A 24,694-nucleotide genomic window follows, 5' to 3' on the forward strand; every position below is an offset into this window, starting at 1 on the left:
GGCGGCCCGTTTGCACACTGCGCGGCATCTTCTTTTCGTTGCCCTCGGAGGCTCGCCATGCCCACTGTTGTCCGTCCTTTGTCCCCCGCTGCGCGCCATGGCGCGGCGCTCCAGCGCGCCGAATGGGGTCTGGTGGCCGCTCTGGCGGTGTTGCTCGCACTGGCCGTGTGGGGCCCCGCGCTGGCGCCCAGCCCGCACCAGCATGACTTTGCGGACCAGCGCACGTGGTGGGGCCTGCCGTGCGCGCTGGACGTGCTCAGCAACCTGCCGTTTGCCGCGGCGGGCGTGGCGGGGCTGGTGTGGCTGCACCGCCTGGGAACGCTGCGCCTGTGCGGAGCCACGCGGGCCACGGCGGGCCTGTTCTTTGGTGGGCTGCTGCTTGCGGCCCTGGGCTCCACGGTGTACCACTGGAAGCCTTCGGACGCCGGCTTGCTGTGGGATCGCGTGGGCATGGCGGTTGCCTTTGCGGGGCTGCTGGGCTGGGCGGCGGTGGGGCGCATCAGCCCTCGCGCTGGCGTGCCGATGGCGCTGGGCCTGCTGGTGGCAGGTCCCGCGGCCGTGGGGGTGTGGGCCCACACCGGCAATCTGCTGCCCTGGGCCGTGGTGCAGATGGGTGGCATGGCCGTGGTATTGGCGCTGGCGTGGCGGCCCCACCGCCATGGCGCGCTGGCCTTGCCGCTGGGTGCCGTGATCGCCTGGTACGCGGCCGCCAAGGTGCTGGAGGGAGCGGACCACGTCGTGTTCGAGGCCACAGGCCACTGGGTGTCGGGCCACACGCTCAAGCACCTGGTAGCCGCCGGTGCGGCCTGGCCCCTGCTGCGGGCCATGGCGCGTCTGCACCACAGCCGCTACGTTGCCACGCCACAGGCGCATGGCCGCATGCAGAATGGCGGGCACCGTGGGGCGCGCCGGTAATGCAGCACCCCCACCGCACAACAAGACATGAGGAGAAGCACTCCATGAAACCCCAGCCAGGGCGCCCCGCCACCGAGCCATCGGCGCACGGTGAGCCCAACCAGTTCGCGTTGCTGCGGCAGCGCCGGTTTGCGCCGTTTTTCTGGACGCAGTTCTCGGGCGCGGCCAATGACAACCTGTTCAAGTTCGCCTTCACGGTGATGGTGACCTACCAGCTCAGCGTGGACTGGATGCCGCCCTCGATGGCGGGGCTGGTGATCGGGGCGCTGTTCATCCTGCCGTTCCTGCTGTTCTCGGCCACGTCGGGCCAGCTCACCGACAAGTACGACAAGACGAAGATGATCCGCTTCGTGAAGAACCTGGAGATCGCCATCATGCTGGTGGCGGCGTTCGGCTTCGTGCGGGGCAATGTGCCGGTGCTGCTGCTGTGCACCTTTCTCATGGGCGTGCATTCCACGCTGTTCGGGCCGGTGAAGTTCGCCTACATGCCCCAGGTGCTCAACGAGCGCGAGCTGACGGGCGGCAATGGCATGGTCGAGATGGGGACGTTCGTCGCCATCCTGCTGGGCAACGTGGCAGGCGGGCTGCTGGTGGCCCTGCCGGGCATCGGCCACAACACCGTGGCCGTCGCCTGCGTGGCGGCGGCGCTCGTGGGGCGCGCCGTGGCGCAGTTCATTCCCTCCGTGCCAGCCACCGACCCCGGCCTCACCATCAACTGGAACCCGTTCTCTGAAACCTGGCGCAACCTGAAGCTGGCCCACGGCAACGTGGTGGTCTTCCGCTCGCTGCTGGGCATCAGCTGGATGTGGTTCTTCGGCGCCGTGTTCCTGAGCCAGTTCCCCAGCCTGGCCAAGAACGTGCTGCATGGCAACGAGCAGGTGGCGTCGCTGCTGCTGGTGGTGTTCTCCATCGGCATCGGCATCGGCTCGCTGCTGTGCGAGGTGCTCTCGCGCCGGCATGTGGAGATCGGCCTGGTGCCGCTGGGCGCCATCGGGATGAGCGTTTTTTCCATCGACCTGTATTTCGCCTCGCGCAGCCTGCCGGCGGCCGAGGTGATGGCCCTGGGCGCCTTCCTGGCCCAGGGCGCGCACTGGCGCGTGATGCTGGACCTGGCGCTGCTCAGCCTGTTTGCGGGCCTGTACAGCGTGCCCATGTACGCCCTCATCCAGATGCGCAGCCAGCCCACGCACCGCGCGCGCATCATCGCGGCCAACAACATCCTGAACGCGCTGTTCATGATCGCCAGCTCGCTCATCGCCGGCGCGCTGCTGGGCGCGGGCTTCACCGTGCCGCAGATCTTCCTGTTCACCGGCATCGCCAATGCGGTGGTGGCGGCCTACATCTTCCTGCTGGTGCCCGAGTACCTGCTGCGCTTCGTGGCCTGGGTGTCGTCGCGCTTTGTGTACCGATTCAAGGTGCAGGGCGATGAGCACCTGCCCACGGCGGGCGCGGCCATCCTGGCATGCAACCACGTGAGCTTTGTGGACGCCGTGCTGCTCATGGCCGCCAGCCCCCGGCCCATCTACTTCGTGATGGACCACCGCATCTTCCGCGTGCCGGTGCTGGGCTGGCTGTTCCGCCTGGCCAAGGCCATTCCGATCGCGCCCTACAAGGAAGACCCCGCCACCTACGAGGCGGCGTTCGACCGCGCGGCCCAGGTGCTGCGCGAGGGCGACCTGCTGGCCATCTTCCCCGAAGGCGGCATCACCCGTGACGGGCAGCTGCAGGAGTTCAAGGGCGGCATCATGAAGATCATCGAGCGCGCAAAGGCCGAGGGCGTCGAGGCCCCGGTGATCCCCATGGCGCTGACCAACCTGTGGGGCTCGTACTTCAGCCGCATCGAGCAGGGCGGTGCCATGGTCCGGCCCTTCCGGCGTGGCTTCTTCAACCGCGTGGGCCTGAATGTGGGCCGCCCGGTGGCGCCCGCCCAGGTGCAGCCCGCGCTGCTGCGCAGCCACGTGGCCGACTTGCTGCAAGCATGATGGACCGCGACGACCCATCTGCCGCCGCGGCGGGAGCAGCCCACGCGGCATTGACGGACCGCATCCTCGAATTCCTGCGCGGCATCGGCATGGCCGTTTGCGAGGCCGAGGTGCCCGAGGGCAGCTTCCTGCCCGGCATCCGCATCGAGCGCGGCGGCCTGCGCGTGGACCGCGCGCGGCTGCGCTGGCCCGGCGATCTGCTGCACGAGGCTGGCCACCTGGCGGTCGTGCCCACGGCCCTGCGTTCGGGCATGGACGATGACCTTGCCGAGCTGCCGCCGGTGCCGCACGGCGGCGAGATCGAAGCCACGGCCTGGGCCTGGGCCGCGCTGCGCCACCTGGGGCTGGATTCGGCCGTGCTCTTCCACGACGGCGGCTACCACGGGCGGTCCGCTGGGCTGCGCACCACGTTCGAGCTCGGGGTGTACCTGGGTGCCTCCGGCTTGGCTGCTGCGGGACTCGCCCTGTTGCCGGCGCAGGTGGTGGCCGGCGGGCCGCCAGCCTATCCGCACATGCTGGCCTGGCTGCGGGACTGACTGGGTCGTTGCAGGGGTGATGGCGAGCACCGGCAACGGCGAGTTTTCAGATCACCGACAGCCCGGCCAGCCGGGCCAGCCGTTGCTGCAGCTCGCCAGGTGCTTCAGCCGTTGCGAAAAAGAAAGCTGTAGGCGTTGAGCGCCGGCACCCCTCCCAGGTGGGCATACAGCACGCGGGAGCCTTCGGGGAATTCGCCGTTGCGCACCATGTCGATCATCCCGTGCATGGACTTGCCTTCATACACCGGGTCGGTGAGCATGCCTTCCTGGCGCGCACACAGGCGGATGGCTTCCAGCGTTCCCTCGTTGGGCAGGCCGTACTCGGGGCCGCCGTAGCGCGTGTCCAGCACCACGTCCTCGGCCGTGATCTCCTGGCCCAGTTCCACCAGCTGTGCGGTGTTTTGCGCGATGCGCAGGATCTGCGCGTGCGTCTTCTCGGGCTTGGCCGAGGCGTCGATGCCGATCACCTTGCGCGCCCGGCCGTCGGCCGCAAAGCCCACCACCATGCCCGCTTGCGTGCTGCCCGTGACCGAGCACACGACGATGTAGTCAAACTGGAAGCCCAGTTCTTTCTCCTGCTGGCGCACTTCCTCGGCAAAGCCCACGAAGCCCAGGCCTCCGTAGGGGTGCTCGGAGCAACCGGCGGGAATGGGGAAGGGCTTGCCGCCCGCCTTCTTCACGTCTTCCATGGCCTGCTCCCAGCTGGGGCGGATGCCGATGTCGAAGCCTGCCGAGTCCAGGCGCACGTCGGCGCCCATGATGCGGCTCATCTCGATGTTGCCCACGCGGTCGTACACCGCGTCGGAGTAGTTCACCCAGTTCTCCTGCACCAGCACACACTTCATGCCCAGGTGCGCTGCCACGGCGGCGACCTGGCGTGTCTGGTTGGACTGGATGCCGCCGATGGAGACTAGCGTGTCGTAGCCGCCGGCGATGGCTTCGGGGATCAGGTATTCGAGCTTGCGCGTCTTGTTGCCGCCGAAGGCCAGGCCGCTGTTGCAGTCCTCGCGCTTGGCGTACAGGTGCACCTTGCCGCCCAGGTGGGCCGACAGGCGGTTGAGGGGCGTGATCGGCGACGGGCCGAAGGTGAGCGGGTGGCGGGCAAATTTCTGCAGGTTCATGGCGGTTTTCCTCAAGCGGTGGTGCAGCGCAAACGGTGCGTCTGCCGTGCATGCATCGTAGGAAAACGCGCGGTTAACGTGGTTGTGAACTGCGCGTGGTATATGAAGATATGGTGCTCAGAGAGGAATAATGTGAAGAATAAATTTTGAAGATTCAAAAATGTTCGCAACAAAAGTTCGTGCAAAGAATGTGGAAGCTGCCGATGAACTGCTCAGGGCGCTGGACCGCACCGACAAGGCCATCCTGCGCCTGCTGCAGCGCGACGCCTCGCTGTCCAATGTGGCACTGGCCGCCAAGGTGCACCTGAGCCCGCCCGCCTGCCTGCGGCGTGTGGAACGCCTGAACCGCCTGGGGCTCATCGACAAGGTGGTGGCCCTGCTGAACCCGCGCGCGGTGGGCGCCGGCATGCTGGTGATGATTGGCGTGGTGCTGGACCGGTCCACGCCGGAGTCCTTCGCGGCCTTCGAGAAGGCCGCGGCCAAGGTGTCCGGCTGCATGGAATGCCACGTGGTCACCGGCGAGTTCGACTACTTCATGCTGGTGCGCACGCGCGACAACGACAGCTTCAACCGCCTGCACGCCGAGCAACTGCTGTACCTGCCCGGCGTGCGCCAGGTGCGCTCGTTCATGGTGCTGCGCAACGTGCTGTCCACGACGGAGCTGCCGCTGGCAGTGTGACCTTCAAGCGGCAGGGCGCACCCGCCCCTTGAGCCGCGACCACACCGGCCCGCCGAATACATTCACCCCCAGCCCTGCCATCAGCAGCCCGGCGCCGGCAAAGTGCACTGGCTGCAGCGCTTCGCCAAACACCAGCCACCCCGTCGTCAGCCCGACCACCGGCACCAGCAGCGTGAAGGGCGCCACGCGGTTTACGGGGTAGCGCGACATGAGATAGGTCCACAGGCCAAAGCCCAGCAGCGTGGAGATCCATGCGATGTACGCCACCGCGGCCATGGACTTCAGCGACAGGTGCTGCACGGCGGAGAGCACGGCACCCGGCCCGTCGATCCACAGCGAAAGTGCCACGAAGGGCAGGGGTGCGACGAGGCTCGACCACACGATGAACGCAAACTGGTTCATGGGCCCGTGCCGGCCCACGGCGCGCGTCACGATATTGCCGCAGCCCCACATCGCCGCCGCTGCCACCGTGAGCGCAAAGCCCGCCAGCGGCATGGAGGCCCCGTGTGCGCTGCCGATCAGCACCAGTCCAGCGGCTGCCAGCACCAGGCCGGCCACCTGGTTGCCGTGCCAGGGCTCGCGCAGCCACCAGGCCGCCAGCAGCAGCGTGAAGAACGATTGCGCCTGCAGCACCAGCGAGGCCAGGCCCGAGGGCATGCCAATGTGGATGGCGGTGAACAGCAGCGCGAACTGGCCCACGGCCATGGTCATGCCGTAGAGCAGGTACAGGCGCAGCGGCACCTTGGGGGGCCGCACGAACAGCAGCGCCGGAAAGGCCGCCAGCAGGTAGCGCAGGGCCCCCAGCAGCATGGGCGGGACGTCGGCCACGCCCACCTTGATGACGGCGAAATTCACGCCCCAGACGAGGATGACGAGCAGGGCCAGGGCGAGGTCGCGGGGGCGCAAGGCAGAGGGCATGGTGTTGCAGAAGGGGCCGTGGACGGGTTCCGATTGTGGCTTGCGCATCCCGGCCGTACCGGTGGCTTTGGGCCAGGTTTCCGATCAAAAAGGGACATTTTGCGCACTGCGGCTGCGCGGCATGCGCGGGCTAGATGCGCGCTGCCACGAGCATCGCCCGTTCGCGCAGCCACTCCAGCCCAGGGTCCTTGTCGCGGTGCCGGTGCCATTGCAGCTTCTGGCGCATGGACGGAATCTCCAGGGGAGGCTCCCAGATGCGCACAGGCAAGCCCAGTTGAACGGCGCGCAAGGCAATGCGTTTGTGCACTGTGGCCACGCGGTGGGTGCCAATGACCAGGCTGGGCAGCGCGGCCATGGTGGGCGCCGAGATCTCGATGCGGCGCTTCACGCCAAAGCGTTCCAGAAACCAGCCGTCGAACGCCGGGATGTGCCGTGCGCCCGAATAGTCGGCCACCACATGGCCGGCGGCCAGGTAGTCGTCAAAGCTCAGGGCTTCGGTGACATGGGGGTTCCCCTCCCAGGTGACGCACAGGTAGGTTTCCTCGAACAGCGTGACGCTCGGGTGCTTGGGCGAGGCGTACTGCTCCGGAATGATGAGGATGTCGGCTCCGTATTCCTCCAGTTGCTCCACCGGGCGATTGTTCTGCGCGCGCAGGTGCAGCTGCACGCCGGGCGCTTCCTGGAACAGCTGCTCGATCAGCGGTTGCATGAGCACCGTGGTCGTGAAATCGGACACCAGCAGGGTGAAGCTGCGGGTGGACGTGGAGGGGTCGAACCTGGGCTTCTCGGCGATGGTGCTGTCGATGCGCATCAGGACCTCGCGCACGGGGTCCAGCAGCCCTTCGGCGCGCGGCGTCATCACCATGCTGCGGCCTTGCTGCACCAGCAGTTCATCGCCGAAATAGGCACGCAAACGCGCTAGCGCGTTGCTGGTGGCCGGCTGGCTCAAATGCAGGCGCTCCCCTGCGCGGCTGATGCTGCGCTCGGTGAGCAGGGCGTCCAGGGCCACCAGGAGGTTCAGGTCCAGTTTGTTAAAGCGCATGGGCGGTCGGCGTATTGGAGGCTTGTAGCTCGTTCGGCGAACCCTTGCCAAGCGCAAGTGGACAGCAGCGAAGCCTGTTCATCCATTCATGAAATCAATATTGCAAATGGAATCAATCCATTTGATCTAAGTTAAGGCCGATCTTAATCTTGATCCCGTCCTGCCACTTGGCAGACCCGATGGGGCCCCGACGGAGATGCCCGAGGCCCTGTCGAGCAACACGAAAAAACGCCCAGCTTGGACTGGATGCGTGGAAAAAGGAGACAACGATGAAGACGGTACGTTCCCGCGCCGGGCAGGCAGCGGGCTGCATGTTGCTGAGCCTGCTGGGCGCCCCCGGCGCCCAGGCTTTTGAAGGGGGCGTGTCGCCCTTTCCGGTCGGTTCCACCGGGGAATACGTGGCCGGTTTGCCGCCCATTCCCGGGTTGTTCTTGCTGGAGCAGGTGCACTACACCACCTCCAGCGGCCTCTATGACAACCACGGCGACAAGCGCCCCATCCCTTTCAAGATGAGCGCGACCTCGGCCACTACCCGGCTGCTGGCGGCTTACGACACGACGGTGCTGGGCGCTCGGCTGTACTCGCAGTTGGTGCTTCCGGTGGTGTCGCTGCGCACCGAAGTTGCGGGCCACAGCGAGCGGCACAGCGGGGTGGCCAACATCACCGTCTCGCCTGCCGTGCTGCGCTGGAGCCTGACAGACAAGACCTATGCCGTGGCGGGGCTGGACATCGCGCTGCCCAATGGCTCCTACGACCCGCACCGGCCCAGCGTGTCCACCGGCTACACCTCGGTCCAGCCGGTGCTCGGGATTCGCCACACCGATCCGAGCGGCCTGGATATTGGCCTCATCAACCGCCTGATGGTGAACCGTGAAAACAGCACCACCCATTACCGCTCGGGCAGCGGCTATGTGGGCGAGTTCACCGCCGGCTGGAATACCGGCCCCTGGAAGTTCGGCATGGTGGGTTCGTACCTTCACCAGTTCACGGACGACAAGCAAGGCGGCACCACCATCCAGGACAACCGCGCACGCAGCTTTGCGCTGGGGCCCTCGCTCAACTACAACGCCGGCCCCTTCAGCGTGAGCGTGAGCTACCAGCGGGGCCTCTACGCCGCCAATACCACCAAGAACAACATCTTGGGCATCGGGATCACCATTCCGCTGTGGATCAAGCACTGACCTCGCGCATTCCCATTGCACACCATGACCAAGAAATCTCTGATGGCGTTGCCCCTGCTTGCTGCCTGCGCGCTGGCCCATGCCGCCGCGCCCGCTGAGCCGCAGGCGGTTTTCGACCGCTACGTGCAGGCCGTGCACGCGGCCGACATGGATGCAGTGCGTGCGTTGATCGCCCCGGATGTCGAGCGATCGGACTACCCGGCTTGCACTGCGCCAATGGACAACGCGACCTGCCTGGCGTTCTACATCGACCAGACCGTGGTGCAGCCGCGCGCCCGGCTCACGGTGCTTGCGGTCGAGGTGCATGCCAGCGAGTTGACCGCGCGGCTGGAGGTGCGCAGCCCGCTGTACGAGAAGGCGGGCGTGGAGCGCATCGTCGGCAGCGATGTGCTGCGCAGCGAGGGCGGCCAGATCCGGGCCTTCCGCTTTGTGCCGGACTTCGCAGACCCCGCCACGGCCCGCTTCTTCGCCAGCATCGGCATCACGCCGCGCCCCCGCAGTTCCCAACCCTGAGTTTGAAATAGATGTTCAAGTATTTCCCCACCAACTACGTCTGGAACCTGTCCGTCGATCTCGCCATTGAAATGGGCGCTCGCATCGGCGAAATCGAGGAGATGTGCGCCCCGCTGCAAGAGGCCGCCAAGGCCCCGGATGCTGCGGGCACGCAGGCCTTTCGCGAGACCTGGGTGCGCATGGCCGACAAGCTCTGCGGGCTGGCCGAAGAAGACGAAGCCCGGGGTCGCATGCTCTCGGCCGGTGAGAAATACCGGCGCGCCTCGGGCTACCTGATCACCGCCGAGCGGCTGCAGGTGCACAACGCGCCGGGACGTCTGGCCATCTACCGCCGCGAACTGGAACTGTTCCTCAAGGGTTCTGCCCTGCTGGGCGATCCGGTGGAGCGCGTGGAAATCCCGTACGAGGGAACCCACCTCTCTGCCCTCTATTACCCGGCCAAGGGGCTTCAGCCGGGCCAGCGGGCGCCGATTCTGGTGCAGCTCAACGGGCTGGACTCGACCAAGGAAATGAAGCACCTGGTCGGCTTGCCCGCATGGCTGGCCCAGCGTGGCGTGTCCTCCCTGGTGGTGGACCAGCCAGGGACCGGCGAGGCGTTGCGCCTGCACGGGCTCACGGCGCGGTACGACACCGAGCACTGGGCCAGCCGCGTGGTGGACTGGCTGGAGCAACACCCCGCCGTGGACCCAAAACGCATCGGCTGCGAGGGCGTATCCCTGGGCGGCTACTACTGCCCGCGCAGCGTGGCGATGGAGCCGCGCTTTGCCTGCGGCGTGGCCTGGGGCGCGAACCACGACTGGCGCGACGTGCAAGAACGCCGCTTGCAGAAAGAAGGCGACTTCCCGGTGCCGCACTACTGGGCCCACGTGTGCTGGGTGTGGGGTGCCAAGGACATCGACGACTTCATGCGGATCGCGCAGAACGTGCACCTGGATGGCGTGGTCGAGAAGATCCGTGTGCCCTTCCTGGTCACGCACGGCGAGCGTGATTCGCAGATTCCGCTGAAGTGGGCGCACCGCACCTACGAGCAGCTGGTCAACAGCCCCCGGAGAGAACTCAAGGTCTTCACCGACCGCGAAGGCGGCTCGCAGCACGCGAGCTTCGACAACAGCATCAATGCGGGCCACTACATCGCGGACTGGGTGGCAGAAGTCCTGGGCGGACACACCGCCTGAAGGACCGCACCACCGACACCACAAAGGATCAAGAGATGAAGATCATTGGACCCGACGCGCTGGTATTTGGCGTGGACGACATCGCCGCCTGCGCGCAGTACCTGACGGACTACGGCCTCACCCCGGTCGGGGTGACGGCACAGGGCGGGCGCTTCGAGGCCCTGGACGGGACGGCCGTGGAGATACGCGCTCAGGACGACCCGGCGTTGCCGCCTTCGCTGGGTACAGCCAGCCTGCTGCGCGAAACCGTCTACGGCGTGGCCGACACGGCCACGCTCGACGCCATCGAGGTCGAACTTGCCCGCGACCGCGTGGTGGTGCGCCAGGGCGGCGTGCTGCGCACCACGGACGACCTGGGCTTTGCCCTTGCGTTCCAGGTCACCGTGCGCAAGCCGCTGTCGTTGCCCGCCGAGTCCGTCAACGCCCCCGGGGCCGCGCCGCAGCGGGCCCCCAACGCATTGGGGCTGCCGCCAGACCTGGTGCCGCGCCCCCGCTCGCTGTCGCATGTCGTGTACTTCGTGCCGGACGCGGCAAAGGCCGAGGCGTTTTATGCCCGCCTGGGTTTTGTCTGCACAGACCGGTTCACGGGCGTCGGCCCCTTCCTGCGCCCTGCGGGCACGCAAGACCACCACACGCTGTTCATGATCCAGACGCCTCCGTTCATGAAGGGCTGCGAGCACTTCACCTTCCACATGGGCGGCCCCACCGAGTTGTTGCTGGCCGGCACACGCTTTGTGGAGAAGGGCTACCAGAGCTTCTGGGGCCCCGGGCGCCACCGGTTCGGAAGCAACTGGTTCTGGTACTTCAACTCGCCCCTGGGCTGCCATGTGGAATACGACGCCGACATGGACAAGCATGACGACACCTGGGCGCCGCGCGAGGTGCCGATGAGCGCCGATGCCTCGCAGCTGTTCCTGTTCCAGCACCGCGAGAAGTGGGCGCCTTCGGGCCCGCCGCCAGCGCAGGCGCACCATTGAGCCGGCACCATGAAGCTGTGCCACTGGAGCGACCTGCCCGACGGCGCATCGCGGGGCTTTGACCCCGCAGGCCACGGCCAGGACACGGTCATCGTCGTGCGGCGGGGGGCGTTTTTGCATGCCTATGCCAACGTCTGCCCCCACGATGGCGTCCCGATGGCATGGCGCAAGGACCGGTATCTGAACGCAGCCGGTGACCGCATCGTCTGCGCGGCCCATGGCGCACTGTTTGACATCGCCACCGGGGAGTGCACCTTGGGGCCGTGCCTGGGCGAAGCGCTCACCCCTGTACCCCTGGTCCTGCAAGCCAATGGCGACGTCCATCTGGCGAACCCAAAAAATGAATAAGGAGACAAACCCATGAGCCTTTCTTCCCAACGCATCCTGGTCATCGGCGGCGGCTTTTCCGGCATGGCTGCGGCCATTGAGCTGCGCAAGCAGGGCGCGCAGGTGGACGTGGTCGAGATCGACCCCGGCTGGCGCAGCTATGGCGCCGGCATCAGCCTGGGCGGCGCCACGTTGCGGGCGCTGCGGCGCCTGGGCGTTCTGGAGGCCTTTCTGGCCCAGGGCAACGCCTCGGACGGCGTCAACCTGCACCTGCCCCATGGCCCCCTGGTGGCCACGCTGCCCACGCCCCGCATCGCGGGGGACGACGTGCCGGGCGGCGGCGCCATCCTGCGCCCCGTACTGGCCCGCATCCTGGCCGAGGCCACCCGCGCGGCGGGTGCCAACGTGCGCCTGGGCTGCACCTTCTCTGCCATCGACCAAGAGGCCGATGGGGTGCAGGTGACCCTCACCGACGGCCAGCGTCAGCGCTATGACCTGGTGATCGGCGCGGACGGGCTGTACTCCAAGGTGCGCGACACCGTGTTTGAAAACGCCCCCCGGCCGCGCTACAGCGGCCAGGCGGTGTGGCGCGCCGTGCTGCCCCGGCCGCCAGAGATCGAGACGGCCACGATGTGGCTCGGTCCGAAGATCAAGCCCGGCGTGAACCCAGTCTCCAAGACCGAGATGTACCTCTTCGTCACCGAGCCGCGCCCCACCAACGACCATGTCGATCCGGCCACCTTTGTCGACACCTTGCGAGGTCTGCTCGATGGATTCACCGCGCCCGCGCTGCAGGCCATCCGCAGCCAGATCGGCCCAGACTCGCAGATCGTGTACCGGCCCCTGGAAGGCTTGCTCATGCCCCGCCCCTGGTCACGCGGCCGCGTGGTGCTGATTGGCGACACGGTGCACGCCACCACGCCCCACCTGGCATCGGGCGCCTGCATCGGCATCGAGGACGCGCTGGTGCTGGCCGACGAGCTGGCGCAGGCTGCGGGCAACGTGCCGGCCGCGTTGGCGGCCTTTGAAAGTCGCCGCTGGGAGCGCTGCCGCATGGTGGTGGAGAACTCGGCACGCCTGGGCGAAATCGAGATCGACGGCGGCGACAAGGACGAGCACTCGCGCATCATGCGGGAGTCCCTCATGGCGTTGGCCCAGCCCATCTGAAGCGAGGCCGCCATGATCACAACCAATTCGCTGCGGGGCCGCGTGGCCCTGATGGTGGGCCATTGCGCGGGCATGGTCGACCTGGTTGCGTTGCCGGTGTGGGTGGGCACGCTGATCTCGGTGTACCGCTTCGATCCGCAGCAGGCGGGCCTGCTGGCCACATTGTTTCTGGCCGGGGCGGTCGCGGCCAGCCTGGTGTTGGCGCCGTTCTTTCAGGTGCTGCGGGGGCGCACCGTGGCTGCATGGGGCTTTTCAGGCGCCGCCTTGGCGTTTGCGGTGGCATCCACCACGCACCAGTTCGCCTTGCTGGCCCTGTTGCACGGCGTTGCCGGGGTGGCAGCGGGTGCGGCCCTGAGCGTGACGCACGGCACCATCGCCCGCAGCCAGAACCCTCACCGCATGTTCGCGCTGGTGGGCATGGCGCTGGGGGTGTTTGCCATCGTGTTCCTCGGCGGCACGCCGGTGCTGGTGGCGCAGCAGGGCGGGCCGGTGCTGTTCCAGGTATTTGCCGGTGTCATGGCGGTGGGGGCTTTGGCGGCGGCAGTGGCGTTTCCCGTGCCTGACAGCGCGGGCGCGGAGCTCTCGCGGGCGCATGCAGCGCCGCTGCCCGCCGCCGTCTGGTGGGGCGTGGCGGGCATCGCGGCCCTCGGGCTGGTGCAATCCATGACCTTCAGCTTTCTGGAGCGCGTGGGCAGCGACCGGGGCTACGGGCTGCAGGCGGTTACGGGCGTGCTCATTGCCCTGGGGGTGGTCAATCTCTTCCCCGCAGCCCTGGCTGCGGTGCTGGAGCGGCGCTGGCAGGCCCGCAAAGTGCTGCTGGCGGGGCCTGCGCTGCAGGCCTTGCTGGTGGTGGTGATCATGAACTCGCCCGTGTTCGCGCCCTACGCCGCAGCCGCCGCCGTGTTTGCGGCCGTGATGATCTTCACGCACACCTTTGCCTTCGGCGTGCTGGCCCGCCTGGACCCCAGCGGCCGCGCGCTGGCCGCCACCCCGGCCATGCTGATGTTTGGCGCGGCCATTGGTCCCATCCTGGGTGGCACGCTGGTGAAGGCCTGGGGCTACGGCAGCCTGGGCGTGGCAGCCCTGGTGATCGACGGGCTGGCGATGTATGCGTTTGCACGCGTCCACCGCGCGCCCGGCAGGGCCGGGCCGTTGGCGGGCGTGGCCTGAACGGGTCTGGCCCCGCCTTTTTATCTGCCTTGCATTCTTCGGCGCGCCCTGCTGCGGCTGGGCGCCGAACCACCCCTTTATGCCTGTATGACCAAACCCCAACGCCGCTTTGTAGACCTGTCGATCTACCTGGAGAACGATGTGCTCTCCGACCCACCGCCGCTGGCGCCCAAGATCACCTACCAGAAGCACGCCGACACGCTGCCGGAGTTCATGGCCATGATCCCCGGCACCCGTGCCGAGGACTACCCCGACGGCGAAGCCGCCGCCGCCGAGTGGGTCACGCTGACCACGCACAACGGCACGCACCTGGACGCGCCCTGGCACTTTCACTCCACGCAGGATGCGAAGAACGGCGGCGCCCGTCCCTCCATCACCATTGACGAGGTGCCGCTGGACTGGTGCTTTCAGCCGGGCGTGAAGCTGGACTTTCGGCATTTCGCCGATGGCTACGTCGCCACCGCTGCCGACGTCGAGGCCGAACTGGCCCGCATCGGCCACACGCTGCAGCCGCTCGACATCGTGGTGGTCAACACCCGCGCAGGTTCGCGCTACGGGCACAAGGACTACCTGGGCGCAGGGTGCGGCATGGGCCACGAGGCCACCATGTACCTGCTGGAGCGCGGTGTGCGGCTGACCGGCACCGACGCCTGGAGCTGGGATGCACCGTTCTCGTACACCGCCCAGCGCGTGGCCGAAACGGGCAACAAGGCCCTGATCTGGGAGGGCCACAAGGCGGGCCGCGACATCGGCTACTGCCACCTGGAAAAGCTGCACAACCTGGAGGCGCTGCCGCCCACGGGTTTCACCATCAGCTGCTTTCCCCACAAGATCCGCGGCGCCTCGGCGGGCTGGACGCGGGCGGTCGCCATTTTTGAAGACTGAGGAGTTCGTTCATGGGTTTTTCATCCATCCACCGTGTGGTCACCGGCCACAACGCCCAAGGCCGGGCCGTGGTCACCAGCCAGGGGCCGTTGCCCACCGTGGTCGAGATCGCCGCCATCCCCGGTACGGTGTTCCACGAGGTCTGGAGCACCGCACAGTCGCCCGCTGTCGTGGACAACGGCCCGGACCCGACGCTTGGCCCGCTGGTGCTGCCGCCCCCGCAGGGGGGCACGCGCATTCGGTTCGTGGACATTCCGCCGGATACGCCCGAGTTCCTCGCACGGGGTGCGGAGCGCATGCACGACGCGTTCAGCCAGATCGGTGACGCTGCGGCCTCCACCGTAAAGGCCAACTCGCCGCACCCGCTCATGCACCGCACCGAATCGGTGGATTACGGCGTGGTGATCGAGGGCGAGCTGACGCTGGTGCTGGACGAGGGTGATGTGCAGCTGCGACCCGGCAGTGTGGTGGTGCAACGCGGTACCAACCACGCCTGGGCCAACCGCTCAGGCGCGCCGTGCCGCATGTTGTTTGTGCTGGTGGACGGGCGGTTCGATGCTGCCCTGCCTACCGCGGCTTCGACACAGCCTTGAATTTCTGAACGGACTCTCTGATGCGATTTGCGACCTTAAAGAATGAGAATGGCACGCTCGATGGGCGTCTGGTTCTCGTTGCGTCCGATGGCCAGCGTGCCGTCGATGCCGCCCCGATAGCCACCAGCTTGCTGGCAGCCTTGCAGAACTGGGAGGCTGCAGAGCCCGCCCTGCGCGAGCGCGCTGCAGCGCTGGAGGCAGGCACGGCAACCGGTATCTTCGCGTTCGACCCCGCGGCCTGCAGCGCCCCCCTGCCGCGCAGCCCGCAGTGGCTGGATGCCTCGGCGTTTCTCAATCATGGCTGCTTGATGGAGCGTGCTTTCAACACGCCCCCCATTCCGCATTTCGACACCATCCCGGTCATGTACCAGGGCGCCAGCGACGACTTTCTGGGCCCGCAGGACGACGTGCCCTTGCCCAGCGAGGCTGACGGCATCGACTTCGAGGGCGAGTTCGGCGTCGTCTGTGGCCCGGTGCCTATGGGCGTGACGCCGGAAGCAGCCTTGGCCAACGTGCGGCTGATCGTGCAGATCAACGACTGGAGCCTGCGCGCGCTCGGCCCGCATGAAATGAAGACGGGTTTTGGCTTTCTGCAGGCCAAGCCGTCCACCAGCTTTGCCCCGCTGGCCGTGACCCCCGATGAGCTGGGCGACGCCTGGCGGGACGGGCGGGTGCATCTGCGGCTGCATGTGGACTCCAACGGCCAGTGGTTTGGCCACCCCCATGGCGGCGAAATGAATTTCAGCTTTGGCCAGCTGATTGCCCACGCGGCCCGCACACGGCGGCTGACGGCAGGCACCATCATTGGTTCGGGCACCGTTTCCAACCAGGCGCGCGATGCAGGCTCCGCGTGCTTGGCCGAGCGGCGTGTCATCGAGATCCTGGACGAGGGCGCCGCCAAGACGCCCTTCATGCGCTACGGTGACACCGTGCGCATGCAGGCACGCTGGCACGATGGCCGTGAGGGGCCTTTTGGTGTGGTGCACCAGCGCGTGGTGGCTGCACGCATGGAGGCACGCTGATGCATGTGCTCGTCACCGGCGCTGGCGGGTTCATTGGTGCCGCCCTGGCCGAGCGGTTGCAGTCCGCCCCGCTCGCGCCCGGCGCGCCCTTGCGCCTGACGCTGGTGGACCGCGTCGGGCCCCGTGCAGCTTGCGCACCCGGCGTGCACTGGCATGTCGGTAGCTTTGCCGACCGCGCATTGTTCGAGGCCCTGGAAGACCATCCGCCCGACTGCATCTTCCACCTGGCCAGTGTCCCGGGATCCCTGGCCGAGCGTGAACCTGCGCTGGGCGTGCAGGCGAATCTGCTGGACACCGTGGCCTTGTGCGAAGGGCTTGCGCGCCCGGTGCGCGCGGGGCGGGCTCCCGTCCCCCGGCTGGTGTTTGCCAGCTCGGTGGCGGTGTATGGCACGCTGGGCACCCAGGCGGTCGATGAGGGCCAGTGGCCGCAGCCCGCACTCAGCTACGGGGTGCACAAGTGGATGGTGGAACTGCTGGTAGCGGACTACAGCCGGCGCGGCGACATCGATGGCTGCAGCCTGCGGCTGCCCGGCATCGTGGCGCGGCCGCCGGCAGAGACGGGCCACGGCTCCGCGTTCATGAGTCAGATCTTCCATGCGCTGCACGCGCGGCGGGCGTACACCTGCCCCGTGTCGGCGCAGGCCACGGCATGGTGGATGTCGCTGGAGTGCTGCCTGGACAACCTGGTGCATGCCGCACGCTTGCCCCCAGAGGGCATGTCGGCCGAACGGTGCTGGCAACCCCCGGTGCTGCGCGCGTCGGTGCAGGAGGTGGTGCAGGCCATTGCCCACGCGGTCGACGCCGATCCCGCCGAGTGGATCCGGTACGCGCCCGATACCTCCATCGAAACGCTGTTCGGCCGCCAGCCCGCCTTGCATACGCCGCGCGCGGAGGCTGCCGGCTTTCAGAGCGATGGCTCGCTGCAGTCCCTGGTCACCCGCGTGCTGGGTGGGCGGCAGGGCGACGGCAGTGCGAAGTAGGGAGCGACAAAAAAGAGCCCGCCACGGGACGCGCTGCGGGGCAGGCGCCGGACTGGTGGGCGGCGCCGTGCGCTGCAGCGCGCCCGTGACGCGCCGAGCACCTCGCCTTCAGCCGATGCTGGCACCGGCCGGTGGTGGGTTCAAGGCGTCTCTACCGCGAAGTCCAAGCCGGCATTGGCCTGCAGCCGCGCAATCAGCCGGTCGCCCATGGCGGGCGCCGTGGTCCAGATGCCGCCGGGGGTGTCCGTGGCTTCCAGCAGCAGGCACAGGGCGGCCTCGGTGATCATCTTGGAGGTGGAGCCATAGCCGGGGTCGCGGTCGCCCTTCACGCCCACGCGCAGCGTGTGGCCGTCGGCGTCCGTGCCCAGGAAGAGCACGTCGTAGAAGCCGGCCTCGCGCTCTTCGCGGGATGGGCCTTCGCCGGGCTTGGGGCCTTTGTCCGAGCCCAGGGACTTGTCGCCCGCCACGGCATTGGCCATGGCCTCGCCTTTTTCGCCCGTGCCGGTGATCAGCATCTCGTCGTACACGAAGTCCGCCCCGTAGGCGTGCTGCAGCAGGAAGTTGGAGCGGTGCACGTTGCGCGTGTTGATGGCGGCCATGACAAACGGGGCCACCCACACGCCTTCGCCCAGGGCTTCCTCCACCATGGGCTTGTTGCCTGACGGCTGGCGCGGCCCCTCGAAGCCTGGCGTGAGCGAGAACGGGTTCTTCAGCAGGTCCAGCACGCCGGGCTGGCTGGCGGCCGCGGCCATGGTGGCCTTCAGGCTCGCGGCCGTGCCGCCGGAGAAGGTGCCCTTCATCTTCCGCACCCGGCCGCGCACGCGCGGGGCGGGGTGGCCGAAGCGGTGGCGGAACTCCTTTTGCAGCAGGAACACGCCCAGGTCGAAGGGGATGGAGTCGAACCCGCACGAGAACACGATGCGCGCGCCGCTGGCCTTTGCCGCGGCTTCGTGCGCGTCGATCATCTGGCGCATCCAGGCGGGCTCGCCGCACAGGTCCACATAGTCCACACCGGCCTCGGCGCAGGCGGCCACCAGTTCGTTGCCGTAGAGCTGGTAGGGGCCCACGGTGGTCAGCACCAGGCGCGTGGCGTTCATCAACGCCTGCAGGCTGGCGGGGCTGCTGGTGTAGGTGACCACCAGCGGCGTGTCGGCCGGGGCGCCCAGCTCGTCGCGCACGGCGGCCAGCTTGTCGGCGTTGCGCCCGCCCATGGCCCAGCGCACGCCGCTGCCGGCGGGGTAGCGCTGCAGCAGGTATTCCACCACCAGCCGGCCGGTGAAGCCGGTGGCGCCGTGGACGACGAGGTCAAAGGGTTTGGAGGGGTTCATGGCGGCGGTCTCCGGGCAAAACATCAGGGGAAAAGCGTTGGATTGTGGAAGACAAGCGGGGGCCTGCGTGTCACCAAAGCGCAGCAGGCCCATGGCAGAAAAGTATCGCCAGGTGATACCAAGGAGCCAGGTGGCGGCCACTGGTGCTGCTGGAGGGCCTGCGGCGGCGGGGGAGCCGGCACCATGTGCTCCGTGTTCAACAACGGCCTCGCGGCCCCACTGGTATGTCCCACCCCGCTCCCTTCCTCGTGCAGCGTGACACCCGCGCCTGGCAATGGCAGGTCTGGATTTCGTTCGGCATGGCGGTGTTTCTGTGCGCCGTGGGCCTGGCCTGGCTGCCGGGGGCGCAGCTGGAGCAGGCGTTCATGGTGATGGGCTATGTGTTCTGCCTCTCGGCGGCCTTCGTGCTGGCCAAGTTCGTGCGCGACAGCGCCAGCGCGGCACGGCGCGGAGGCGGCGACACGCCCCTGTGGAAGCTGGTGGTGTGGGGCGGCTTTGCCGTGGCCATGGGCCTGACGGGCTGGGGCCTGCTGGGCATGGAGATCAACGTGACCTACAAGGCCTTCCTGGGCGTGTGCTGGCTGTACCTGATCACCACCGCGTTCACGCTGGCCAAGATGCTGCGCGACCGCCACGAGGCCGACCTGCTGGAAGCCCGTCTGCAAGGGCGGCGCGAAGCAGCGGTGAGTGCAGGCGCTACGTCTGGTAACAACGGCCTGTGAGATTCCGGCCGGCAGCTCCGCGCGATGGTGGATGCTCGCAGGTTGCCTGGAAAACAAGAACTGCGCCGTGCCACCGCGCCCGGCGCCCCAGAGGAGTGAACCATGAAGAATCTCGTAAAAATTCCCAAGATCCTGGGCCTGGCCCTGGCCGCCGGCCTGCTGTGCGCCGGGGCCGCCCTGCCCGCACGTGCGCAGAGCGAGGCCTCGGCCGCGGTGTCCATGCTGCCTGTGGCCTCGGTGGTGGGCGCGGCGTCGGCGGCGGGCGCTGCTGCGGGTGCCGTGGCGACCGTGCCGGTGGCGCTGTCGGTGGGCGGTGCGGCGCTGACGGTCAAGGCGGTCGAGGCCTCGGCCGTGGGCACGGTGTACCTGCTGGAGCGCGCGTCCGATGGCGCGCAGGCCAGCGTGGAGGTGGTCGGCCGCGGGGTGGGCGCTTCGGCCTACGCCGTGGGGACGGTCGTGACCTGCAGCGTGATCGGCACGGGCGTGGTGCTGTCCGTGGCGGGCGAGGCGATTGCCTTCATCCCCAACGCCATCGGCCGCGCGCTGCTGCACAACGAACGTCTGTAATGATGAAGTACATCCCTCTGAGCCGCTGCGCGGCTTTCCCCTTTTCTCCACGCGCTGCGCGCTGCGGCAAGGGCGACGATGCCCTCGCTGCGGGGCGGCCCTTGCTTGGTATCCCTCGCTGGGTTCGCGCCCCTTGGATGGGCTGCGGGCTTGCGGCGCTGGCGGTCGCCGCAGTGTTGGCACCGGCCCCCGCCCACGCGGGCCGATCGTGCGATGCGAAAAAGCCCACGCCCCAGGTCATCGAGCGCGGCATGGCGTTGGCCGCGCAGACCTCGGCGGCGCTGGATGCGGAGCACGCGAAATCGGGCGCGCAAGTGGTGGCGCTGGCCCGCGCGGGGCAGGACCTCTCCAAGTACGGCCTGCGCTACTCGCACTTCGGCTGGGCCTACAAGACGCCCGAGGGCCCGTGGCGTGTGGCGCACAAGCTCAACGAATGCGGCACCGCCGTGGGCTACCTGTACCGGCAGGGGTTGGGCGAGTTCTTCCTGGACGACCTGTGGCGCTACGAGGCCGTGTACGCCGTGCCCGCGCCCGAGGTGCAGCAGCGCCTGCTGGCCGTGTTGCAGGACAAGGACCGCACGCGGACGCTGCAGCACGCGCCGTACAGCATGGTCAGCTATGCCTGGGGAGGCAAGTACCAGCAGTCCAACCAGTGGGCGCTGGAAACCCTGGCCCTGGCCATGGAGCCCGCCACCGTGCGCACGCGCGAACGGGCCCAGGCGTGGCTGCAGTTCAAGGGGTACGAGCCGACCACGCTCAAGCTCGGGCCGCTCACGCGCATGGGCGGGCGGGTGAGCGCGGCCAACATCGCGTTCGACGACCATCCCAACGAGAAACGCTTTTCGGACCGCATCGAGACCGTGACCGTGGACTCCGTGCTGGCGTGGATGCAGCGCGTGCAGATGGCGGCGGCCCCCGTATTGGTGCCGAAAAATTGAGAAAAAATGGCCTCTGGCGCTTGATGGATAAGCGCTGGAAGCTATTAAATGTATAGCATTTTCCGAGAGGCGGCGCCATGAGCAAATCCCTGCGACTTTCCGAAAAATGGTTCCGCCGCGGCCTGTGGCTGGTGGCGGTGGTGTTCGCGAGTTTCCTGATCGGGCTCGGGGGCACCATCGTGGGCGACCTTCCCAAGGTGGAGACGCCGCTGCGCCTGGACGACTTCCTGGACGCGGCGGCGGCCACCCAACTGCGCGCCCAGGCCAAGGACTTGCGCCAGGCCGAGCAGGACGCGCAGACCGCGCTGGAGCAGGCCCAGCTGCAGCGCAGCAAGGCCCGCAGCGAGAGCCAGGCCGAGCGCGAAACCTTCAACAACTGGCTGGCCGCGCGCAGCGTGACGCAGCGCTCCGAGCACGACCCGGAAGTGCTGGCGCGCACCCAGGCGCTGGACCAGCTCAAGCTTGCCGAGCGCCGCGCCCAGCAAGCCGTGGAGGCCCAGCAGCAGGCCGCGCTGGACGCCCGCCAGGCGGCCGCGGCCACGCAGGCGCGCCTGAGCGAGATGGAGGCCCAGGGCTACGAAAAGATGGCGGCCGAGCGCCGCAAGGTCGAGCTGCGCGTGTTCCTGTACCGCCTGGCGCTCACCCTGCCGCTGCTGGTGGTGGCCGGCTGGCTGTTTGCCAGGAAGCGCAAGGGCACGTACTGGCCTTTCGTGTGGGGCTTCATCTTCTTCGCGCTGTTCGCGTTCTTCGTGGAGCTGGTGCCCTACCTGCCCAGCTACGGCGGCTATGTGCGCTACGTGGTGGGCATTGCCGTGACGGCGCTGGTGGGCCGCTACGCCATCCTGGCCCTCAACCGCTACCTCGAGCGCCAGAAGCAGGCCGAGGCGCTGCCCGACCAGGAGCGGCGCAAGGAACTGGGCTACGACGTGGCCCTGGGACGGCTCGCGAAGAACGTGTGCCCCGGCTGCGAGCGGCCGGTGGACCTGAAGAACGAATCCATCGACTTTTGCCCCCACTGCGGCATCGGCCTGTTCGACCACTGCGGCCAGTGCAACACCCGCAAGAGCGCCTTTGCCCGGTTCTGCCACGCCTGTGGCGCGAGCGCCGGGGTGAAGCTGGCGCGCGAATGAGCCGCCGCGCGGCCGGCCGCCGGGAACGCGGCTGTCAGCTGGCCACGCAGTTGCGCCCCTGGGCCTTGGCGCGGTACAGCGCCGCGTTGGCCGCCAGCAGCAGCACGTCCATGTCCACGTCGCCGCCGAGGGCCGAGCTGTGCACCATGCCGATGCTGACCGTGGTGCGCAGGTCCGGCGCGCCGTAGGGCGAGGCTGTGTACGCCTGCACGGCGCTGCGCAGCCGTTCGGCCAGGGCCTGTGCGTCGGCCGGCGACACGCCGGGCAGCACCACGGCGAACTTCACCGTGCCCATGCGGCCCAGCAGGTCCTGCGTGCGCAGCATCTGCCGCAGCGTGCGGACGATGCCCACCAGCAGGTCGCTGCTGGCGCCGTGCCCATGCTCGGCCTGCAGGTCCTGGAAGTGGTCCACATGCAGCACCAGCACTGCCAGCCCGGCGGACTCCCGCTCGTGCCGCGCCAGCAGCTGGCCGCCTTGCTCCAGCAGCGCCGTGCGCGACAGCACGCCCGGCAGCTCTGGCAGGCGGCCCGCTTCGCCCAGCCGCCGCAGGGCCTCGGCACGGGCGGCGCTGGCACAGGTCACGGCCAGCGGGCCCAGCGCGAGCAGCGTCACGCCCACGCGCAGCGAGAACACCTCGCTCGCGTGGGCGGGGGTGAAGTTGAGCACCCCCGTGGCCACGTCCGCCATGGTCCACAGGCACACCAGCAAGGTCAGCAGGCAGGCCGTGAACGGGCTGTAGCTCAGCGCGCACCACAGCAGCCCGGGCACGGCCAGGGCCAGCGCGCCGGGACCGCCGGCCACGGCGCGCACGCCCTCGGCCAGCAGCAGCGAGCTGACGGGCGCCGCGCGCCACAGCCGCGAAGCGCCAGGGGAGCCCTGGCTGCCTGGGGTGCCTTGGTTGCCAAGGAGGGCGCAGGCCGGCGGTGGATCGTCCGCGCGCGGGGCGGCCAGCACCACGGGCACGATCAGCACGCAGTTCATGAGCTCGGTGCTGAACCACAGCGCGAGCAAGTCGGTCCAGGGGGTGTCGAAGTACACGGGCGCGGCACCGCAGGCCGCCAGCGCACCGACGCCGCTGGCGGCGAGCGCGGCCAGCAGCACCTGCAGGGCCGACGCGGTGCTTTGCAGGCGCAGCACCGGTGCGTCCAACGGGCGCAGCACCAGCCAGCCGGCCGTCACGCCCAGCAGGTTGGCGGCATTGAGCCACAAGGCCTGGCCCCAGGGGCTGCCTGTGACGACATCCGCCGCCACATATCCCACGGCGGCTGCCGCCCAGGCCGGCGGGCGGGCCAGCGCCGGATAGCGCGCCAGCAACCCCAGCAGCAGCGCATTGGCCGGCCAGAAGGCCGACAGAAAGCCGATGGGCCGCGCAAAGATGCCCACAAGGCACGCGGCAAAGACCACAAGCCCCAGGCCGAGCCAGGCGGACACCGGCGGCAGCCGGTGAAGTGCAGGAAGGCGGGGCATGGGGTGGGGGCGGCGGGTGGGGCGGGCTGTGCGGCTCCCGATTGTCCTCTGCAGTCGCTTCAAATGCCGCAGTGCGAGAAACTTTTGTTGACATCTTCCAACAATAAGTAACTGTCCGCGTCGCCCCGCGCGCACCCCGAGCATCCCCCCCGCATGGGCAGGCTGCGCCGTGAGCCCGCTGGGATCTTGAACGCGTTCTTCTAAGGCCGGTACACGGCCACGCGGTCGCGGCCGGCGCGCTTGGCCTCGTAGAGCGCCTGGTCGGCGCGGGCCATCCACGTGGACCAGGCCGTGCCCGGCGACGTGACGCAGGCGAGACCGATGCTGACGGTCACCGGCACGTCCTGCCCGTCGGCTTGCAGCCGCAGCGCGGCGGCTGCCTGGCACAGGCGCTGCGCGATGGACTCGGCCCCCGCGGGGTCCACGCCGGGCAGGTAGACGGCAAACTCCTCGCCGCCCATGCGGGCCAGCAGGTCGGTGCCGCGCAGCTGGCGGCGCGCGCATTCGGCGAACGCCTCGAGCGCGCGGTCGCCGGCCGCGTGGCCGAAGCGGTCGTTGATCTGCTTGAAGCGGTCCAGGTCCATCTGCAGCACGGCGCTGCCCGCCGGCAACTGTGCCGGCAGCTTGGCCAGGAGCCAGCGCCGGTTGCCCACGCCGGTCAGCGGGTCGGTCTGCGCCATGCGCTCCAGCCGGGCCTCTGCGCGTTCGCTGGACAGCTCCGACACCATGAGGGCGATGCCGAAGTGGCAGAACATCTGCACGTAGAAGGCCCCCGCGAAACCGGTGGAACTCACGGTCTCGGTGGCGATGTAGACCAGCCGCACCGCGAACAGGCTGGCGCTGGTGAGCATCAGCGCGGCCAGCAGGGGGCGCGACGGCAGGGGCTCGACGTGGCGGTCCCTCCACACCTCCCAGGCCGACGCGGCCACGGCCACCGTGGCGGTGATGTGAAAGGCGCCGGCGCGCAGCAGGTTGTTCAGCGGGAACTGCGTGGCCAGCCCCAGCGCCAGCCAGCCCAGGGGCACCAGGAGCAGCCAGCCCCAGGCCACCCTGCGGCGGCTGCTCAGCCCCCGCGTGCCCGCCCAGAAAAGCGGGTAGCCCACGGTGCCCAGCAGCAGGCTTGCATGGGTCCAGAACCATGCCGGTAGTGCGGAATGCTCACCCTGGCCGGCCAGCTCGGCCCCGGCCGCCAGTAGCACGTAGGCCGCCGCCATGGCGCGCATGCCCCGCGGCTGGCAAGCGTGCCGGCTGATGTGAAAGATGCTCAGCGCCCCCGCGATCAGGGCCGTCTTGTAGAGAACGAGAACCGTGGGCAGGTCCAGCTGAAGGTCCATGGTGCCGGAGAGGGGGCGGTGGGG

25 protein-coding genes are annotated in these 24,694 nt (G+C 68.6%); 19 read left to right on the forward strand and 6 right to left on the reverse strand.

Going from position 1 to position 24,694, the window contains the following annotated elements; all coding sequences use genetic code 11:
- The first annotated feature begins 57 nt into the window (after positions 1-57).
- Genes ACOYR3_RS03840 through ACOYR3_RS03850 form a run of 3 tightly spaced genes read left to right on the forward strand, consistent with a single transcriptional unit; the run spans position 58 to position 3,433 of the window.
- Positions 58-915: a hypothetical protein gene (locus ACOYR3_RS03840; RefSeq protein WP_422845171.1), complete on the forward strand. Its 858-nt coding sequence runs from the start codon at positions 58-60 to the stop codon at positions 913-915.
- Between the two features lie 44 nt (positions 916-959).
- The gene (locus tag ACOYR3_RS03845) at positions 960-2,897 is read left to right on the forward strand and encodes an MFS transporter (protein WP_422845172.1); all 1,938 of its coding nucleotides are present in this window, start codon (positions 960-962) and stop codon (positions 2,895-2,897) included.
- Positions 2,894-3,433, forward strand: a complete 540-nt coding sequence (locus tag ACOYR3_RS03850) for a hypothetical protein (protein ID WP_422845173.1) — start codon at positions 2,894-2,896, stop codon at positions 3,431-3,433. The genes ACOYR3_RS03845 and ACOYR3_RS03850 overlap by 4 nt, the downstream gene beginning before the upstream one ends.
- 104 nt (positions 3,434-3,537) lie before the next feature.
- Here ACOYR3_RS03850 and ACOYR3_RS03855 read toward each other — a convergent pair whose 3' ends face one another.
- Positions 3,538-4,554, reverse strand: coding sequence for a 1-aminocyclopropane-1-carboxylate deaminase (locus ACOYR3_RS03855; RefSeq protein WP_422845174.1), 1,017 nt, complete (start codon positions 4,552-4,554; stop codon positions 3,538-3,540).
- A gap of 160 nt (positions 4,555-4,714) precedes the next feature.
- Here ACOYR3_RS03855 and ACOYR3_RS03860 point away from each other — a divergent pair, with 160 nt between their 5' ends.
- On the forward strand, positions 4,715-5,233 hold the full coding sequence (locus tag ACOYR3_RS03860; RefSeq protein ID WP_422845175.1) for an Lrp/AsnC family transcriptional regulator: 519 nt from the start codon (positions 4,715-4,717) through the stop codon (positions 5,231-5,233).
- A gap of 3 nt (positions 5,234-5,236) precedes the next feature.
- Here the strand turns inward: ACOYR3_RS03860 and ACOYR3_RS03865 are convergent, their stop codons facing one another.
- Both ACOYR3_RS03865 and ACOYR3_RS03870 read right to left on the reverse strand, forming a co-directional pair.
- Complete coding sequence (locus ACOYR3_RS03865) at positions 5,237-6,139, reverse strand: EamA family transporter (RefSeq protein WP_422846518.1); 903 nt, start codon at positions 6,137-6,139, stop codon at positions 5,237-5,239.
- A gap of 142 nt (positions 6,140-6,281) precedes the next feature.
- Positions 6,282-7,193 carry a LysR family transcriptional regulator gene (locus tag ACOYR3_RS03870; RefSeq protein ID WP_422845176.1) on the reverse strand — a complete coding sequence of 304 codons (912 nt, stop codon included), beginning with the start codon at positions 7,191-7,193 and terminating at the stop codon, positions 6,282-6,284.
- A gap of 269 nt (positions 7,194-7,462) precedes the next feature.
- Here ACOYR3_RS03870 and ACOYR3_RS03875 point away from each other — a divergent pair, with 269 nt between their 5' ends.
- From ACOYR3_RS03875 to ACOYR3_RS03925, 11 genes are all read left to right on the forward strand, one after another.
- Positions 7,463-8,374 carry a SphA family protein gene (locus ACOYR3_RS03875; protein WP_422845177.1) on the forward strand — a complete coding sequence of 304 codons (912 nt, stop codon included), beginning with the start codon at positions 7,463-7,465 and terminating at the stop codon, positions 8,372-8,374.
- A gap of 24 nt (positions 8,375-8,398) precedes the next feature.
- The gene (locus ACOYR3_RS03880; protein ID WP_422845178.1) at positions 8,399-8,887 is read left to right on the forward strand and encodes a hypothetical protein; all 489 of its coding nucleotides are present in this window, start codon (positions 8,399-8,401) and stop codon (positions 8,885-8,887) included.
- An 11-nt stretch (positions 8,888-8,898) separates the two neighbouring features.
- The gene (locus ACOYR3_RS03885; protein WP_422845179.1) at positions 8,899-10,062 is read left to right on the forward strand and encodes an alpha/beta hydrolase family protein; all 1,164 of its coding nucleotides are present in this window, start codon (positions 8,899-8,901) and stop codon (positions 10,060-10,062) included.
- Positions 10,063-10,097: 35 nt separating this feature from the next.
- Positions 10,098-11,039, forward strand: a complete 942-nt coding sequence (locus ACOYR3_RS03890; RefSeq protein WP_422845180.1) for a VOC family protein — start codon at positions 10,098-10,100, stop codon at positions 11,037-11,039.
- Between the two features lie 9 nt (positions 11,040-11,048).
- Positions 11,049-11,387 carry a Rieske (2Fe-2S) protein gene (locus ACOYR3_RS03895; protein ID WP_422845181.1) on the forward strand — a complete coding sequence of 113 codons (339 nt, stop codon included), beginning with the start codon at positions 11,049-11,051 and terminating at the stop codon, positions 11,385-11,387.
- Positions 11,388-11,399: 12 nt separating this feature from the next.
- On the forward strand, positions 11,400-12,533 hold the full coding sequence (locus ACOYR3_RS03900) for an FAD-dependent oxidoreductase (protein WP_422845182.1): 1,134 nt from the start codon (positions 11,400-11,402) through the stop codon (positions 12,531-12,533).
- 12 nt (positions 12,534-12,545) lie between these two features.
- Entirely contained in the window at positions 12,546-13,703 is a 1,158-nt protein-coding gene (locus ACOYR3_RS03905) for an MFS transporter (RefSeq protein WP_422845183.1), read from the forward strand.
- An 87-nt stretch (positions 13,704-13,790) separates the two neighbouring features.
- On the forward strand, positions 13,791-14,588 hold the full coding sequence (locus ACOYR3_RS03910) for a cyclase family protein (RefSeq protein WP_422845184.1): 798 nt from the start codon (positions 13,791-13,793) through the stop codon (positions 14,586-14,588).
- A gap of 11 nt (positions 14,589-14,599) precedes the next feature.
- Entirely contained in the window at positions 14,600-15,181 is a 582-nt protein-coding gene (locus ACOYR3_RS03915; RefSeq protein ID WP_422845185.1) for a cupin domain-containing protein, read from the forward strand.
- A 20-nt stretch (positions 15,182-15,201) separates the two neighbouring features.
- On the forward strand, positions 15,202-16,203 hold the full coding sequence (locus ACOYR3_RS03920; RefSeq protein ID WP_422845186.1) for a fumarylacetoacetate hydrolase family protein: 1,002 nt from the start codon (positions 15,202-15,204) through the stop codon (positions 16,201-16,203).
- Entirely contained in the window at positions 16,203-17,183 is a 981-nt protein-coding gene (locus ACOYR3_RS03925; protein ID WP_422845187.1) for an NAD-dependent epimerase/dehydratase family protein, read from the forward strand. The genes ACOYR3_RS03920 and ACOYR3_RS03925 overlap by 1 nt, the downstream gene beginning before the upstream one ends.
- A 140-nt stretch (positions 17,184-17,323) precedes the next feature.
- Here the strand turns inward: ACOYR3_RS03925 and ACOYR3_RS03930 are convergent, their stop codons facing one another.
- On the reverse strand, positions 17,324-18,511 hold the full coding sequence (locus ACOYR3_RS03930; RefSeq protein WP_422845188.1) for a saccharopine dehydrogenase family protein: 1,188 nt from the start codon (positions 18,509-18,511) through the stop codon (positions 17,324-17,326).
- Between the two features lie 224 nt (positions 18,512-18,735).
- Here ACOYR3_RS03930 and ACOYR3_RS03935 point away from each other — a divergent pair, with 224 nt between their 5' ends.
- From ACOYR3_RS03935 to ACOYR3_RS03950, 4 genes are all read left to right on the forward strand, one after another.
- A complete protein-coding gene (locus ACOYR3_RS03935; protein ID WP_422845189.1) occupies positions 18,736-19,233 on the forward strand; it encodes a YiaA/YiaB family inner membrane protein in 498 nt (165 codons plus the stop codon).
- Between the two features lie 102 nt (positions 19,234-19,335).
- Positions 19,336-19,800, forward strand: a complete 465-nt coding sequence (locus ACOYR3_RS03940) for a hypothetical protein (RefSeq protein ID WP_422845190.1) — start codon at positions 19,336-19,338, stop codon at positions 19,798-19,800.
- Between the two features lie 137 nt (positions 19,801-19,937).
- Positions 19,938-20,738 carry a DUF2145 domain-containing protein gene (locus ACOYR3_RS03945; RefSeq protein ID WP_422846519.1) on the forward strand — a complete coding sequence of 267 codons (801 nt, stop codon included), beginning with the start codon at positions 19,938-19,940 and terminating at the stop codon, positions 20,736-20,738.
- Between the two features lie 77 nt (positions 20,739-20,815).
- Positions 20,816-21,868 carry a serine endopeptidase gene (locus ACOYR3_RS03950; RefSeq protein WP_422845191.1) on the forward strand — a complete coding sequence of 351 codons (1,053 nt, stop codon included), beginning with the start codon at positions 20,816-20,818 and terminating at the stop codon, positions 21,866-21,868.
- A 34-nt stretch (positions 21,869-21,902) separates the two neighbouring features.
- On the opposite strand, the gene ACOYR3_RS03955 is transcribed toward ACOYR3_RS03950, so the two are convergent.
- Positions 21,903-23,336: a GGDEF domain-containing protein gene (locus ACOYR3_RS03955; RefSeq protein WP_422845192.1), complete on the reverse strand. Its 1,434-nt coding sequence runs from the start codon at positions 23,334-23,336 to the stop codon at positions 21,903-21,905.
- Between the two features lie 200 nt (positions 23,337-23,536).
- Complete coding sequence (locus ACOYR3_RS03960) at positions 23,537-24,670, reverse strand: GGDEF domain-containing protein (RefSeq protein WP_422845193.1); 1,134 nt, start codon at positions 24,668-24,670, stop codon at positions 23,537-23,539.
- Between the last annotated feature and the right edge of the window lie 24 nt (positions 24,671-24,694).

Origin of the sequence: Acidovorax sp. M2(2025) (genome assembly GCF_049330835.1) — a bacterium.
Taxonomy (GTDB): domain Bacteria; phylum Pseudomonadota; class Gammaproteobacteria; order Burkholderiales; family Burkholderiaceae_C; genus Acidovorax.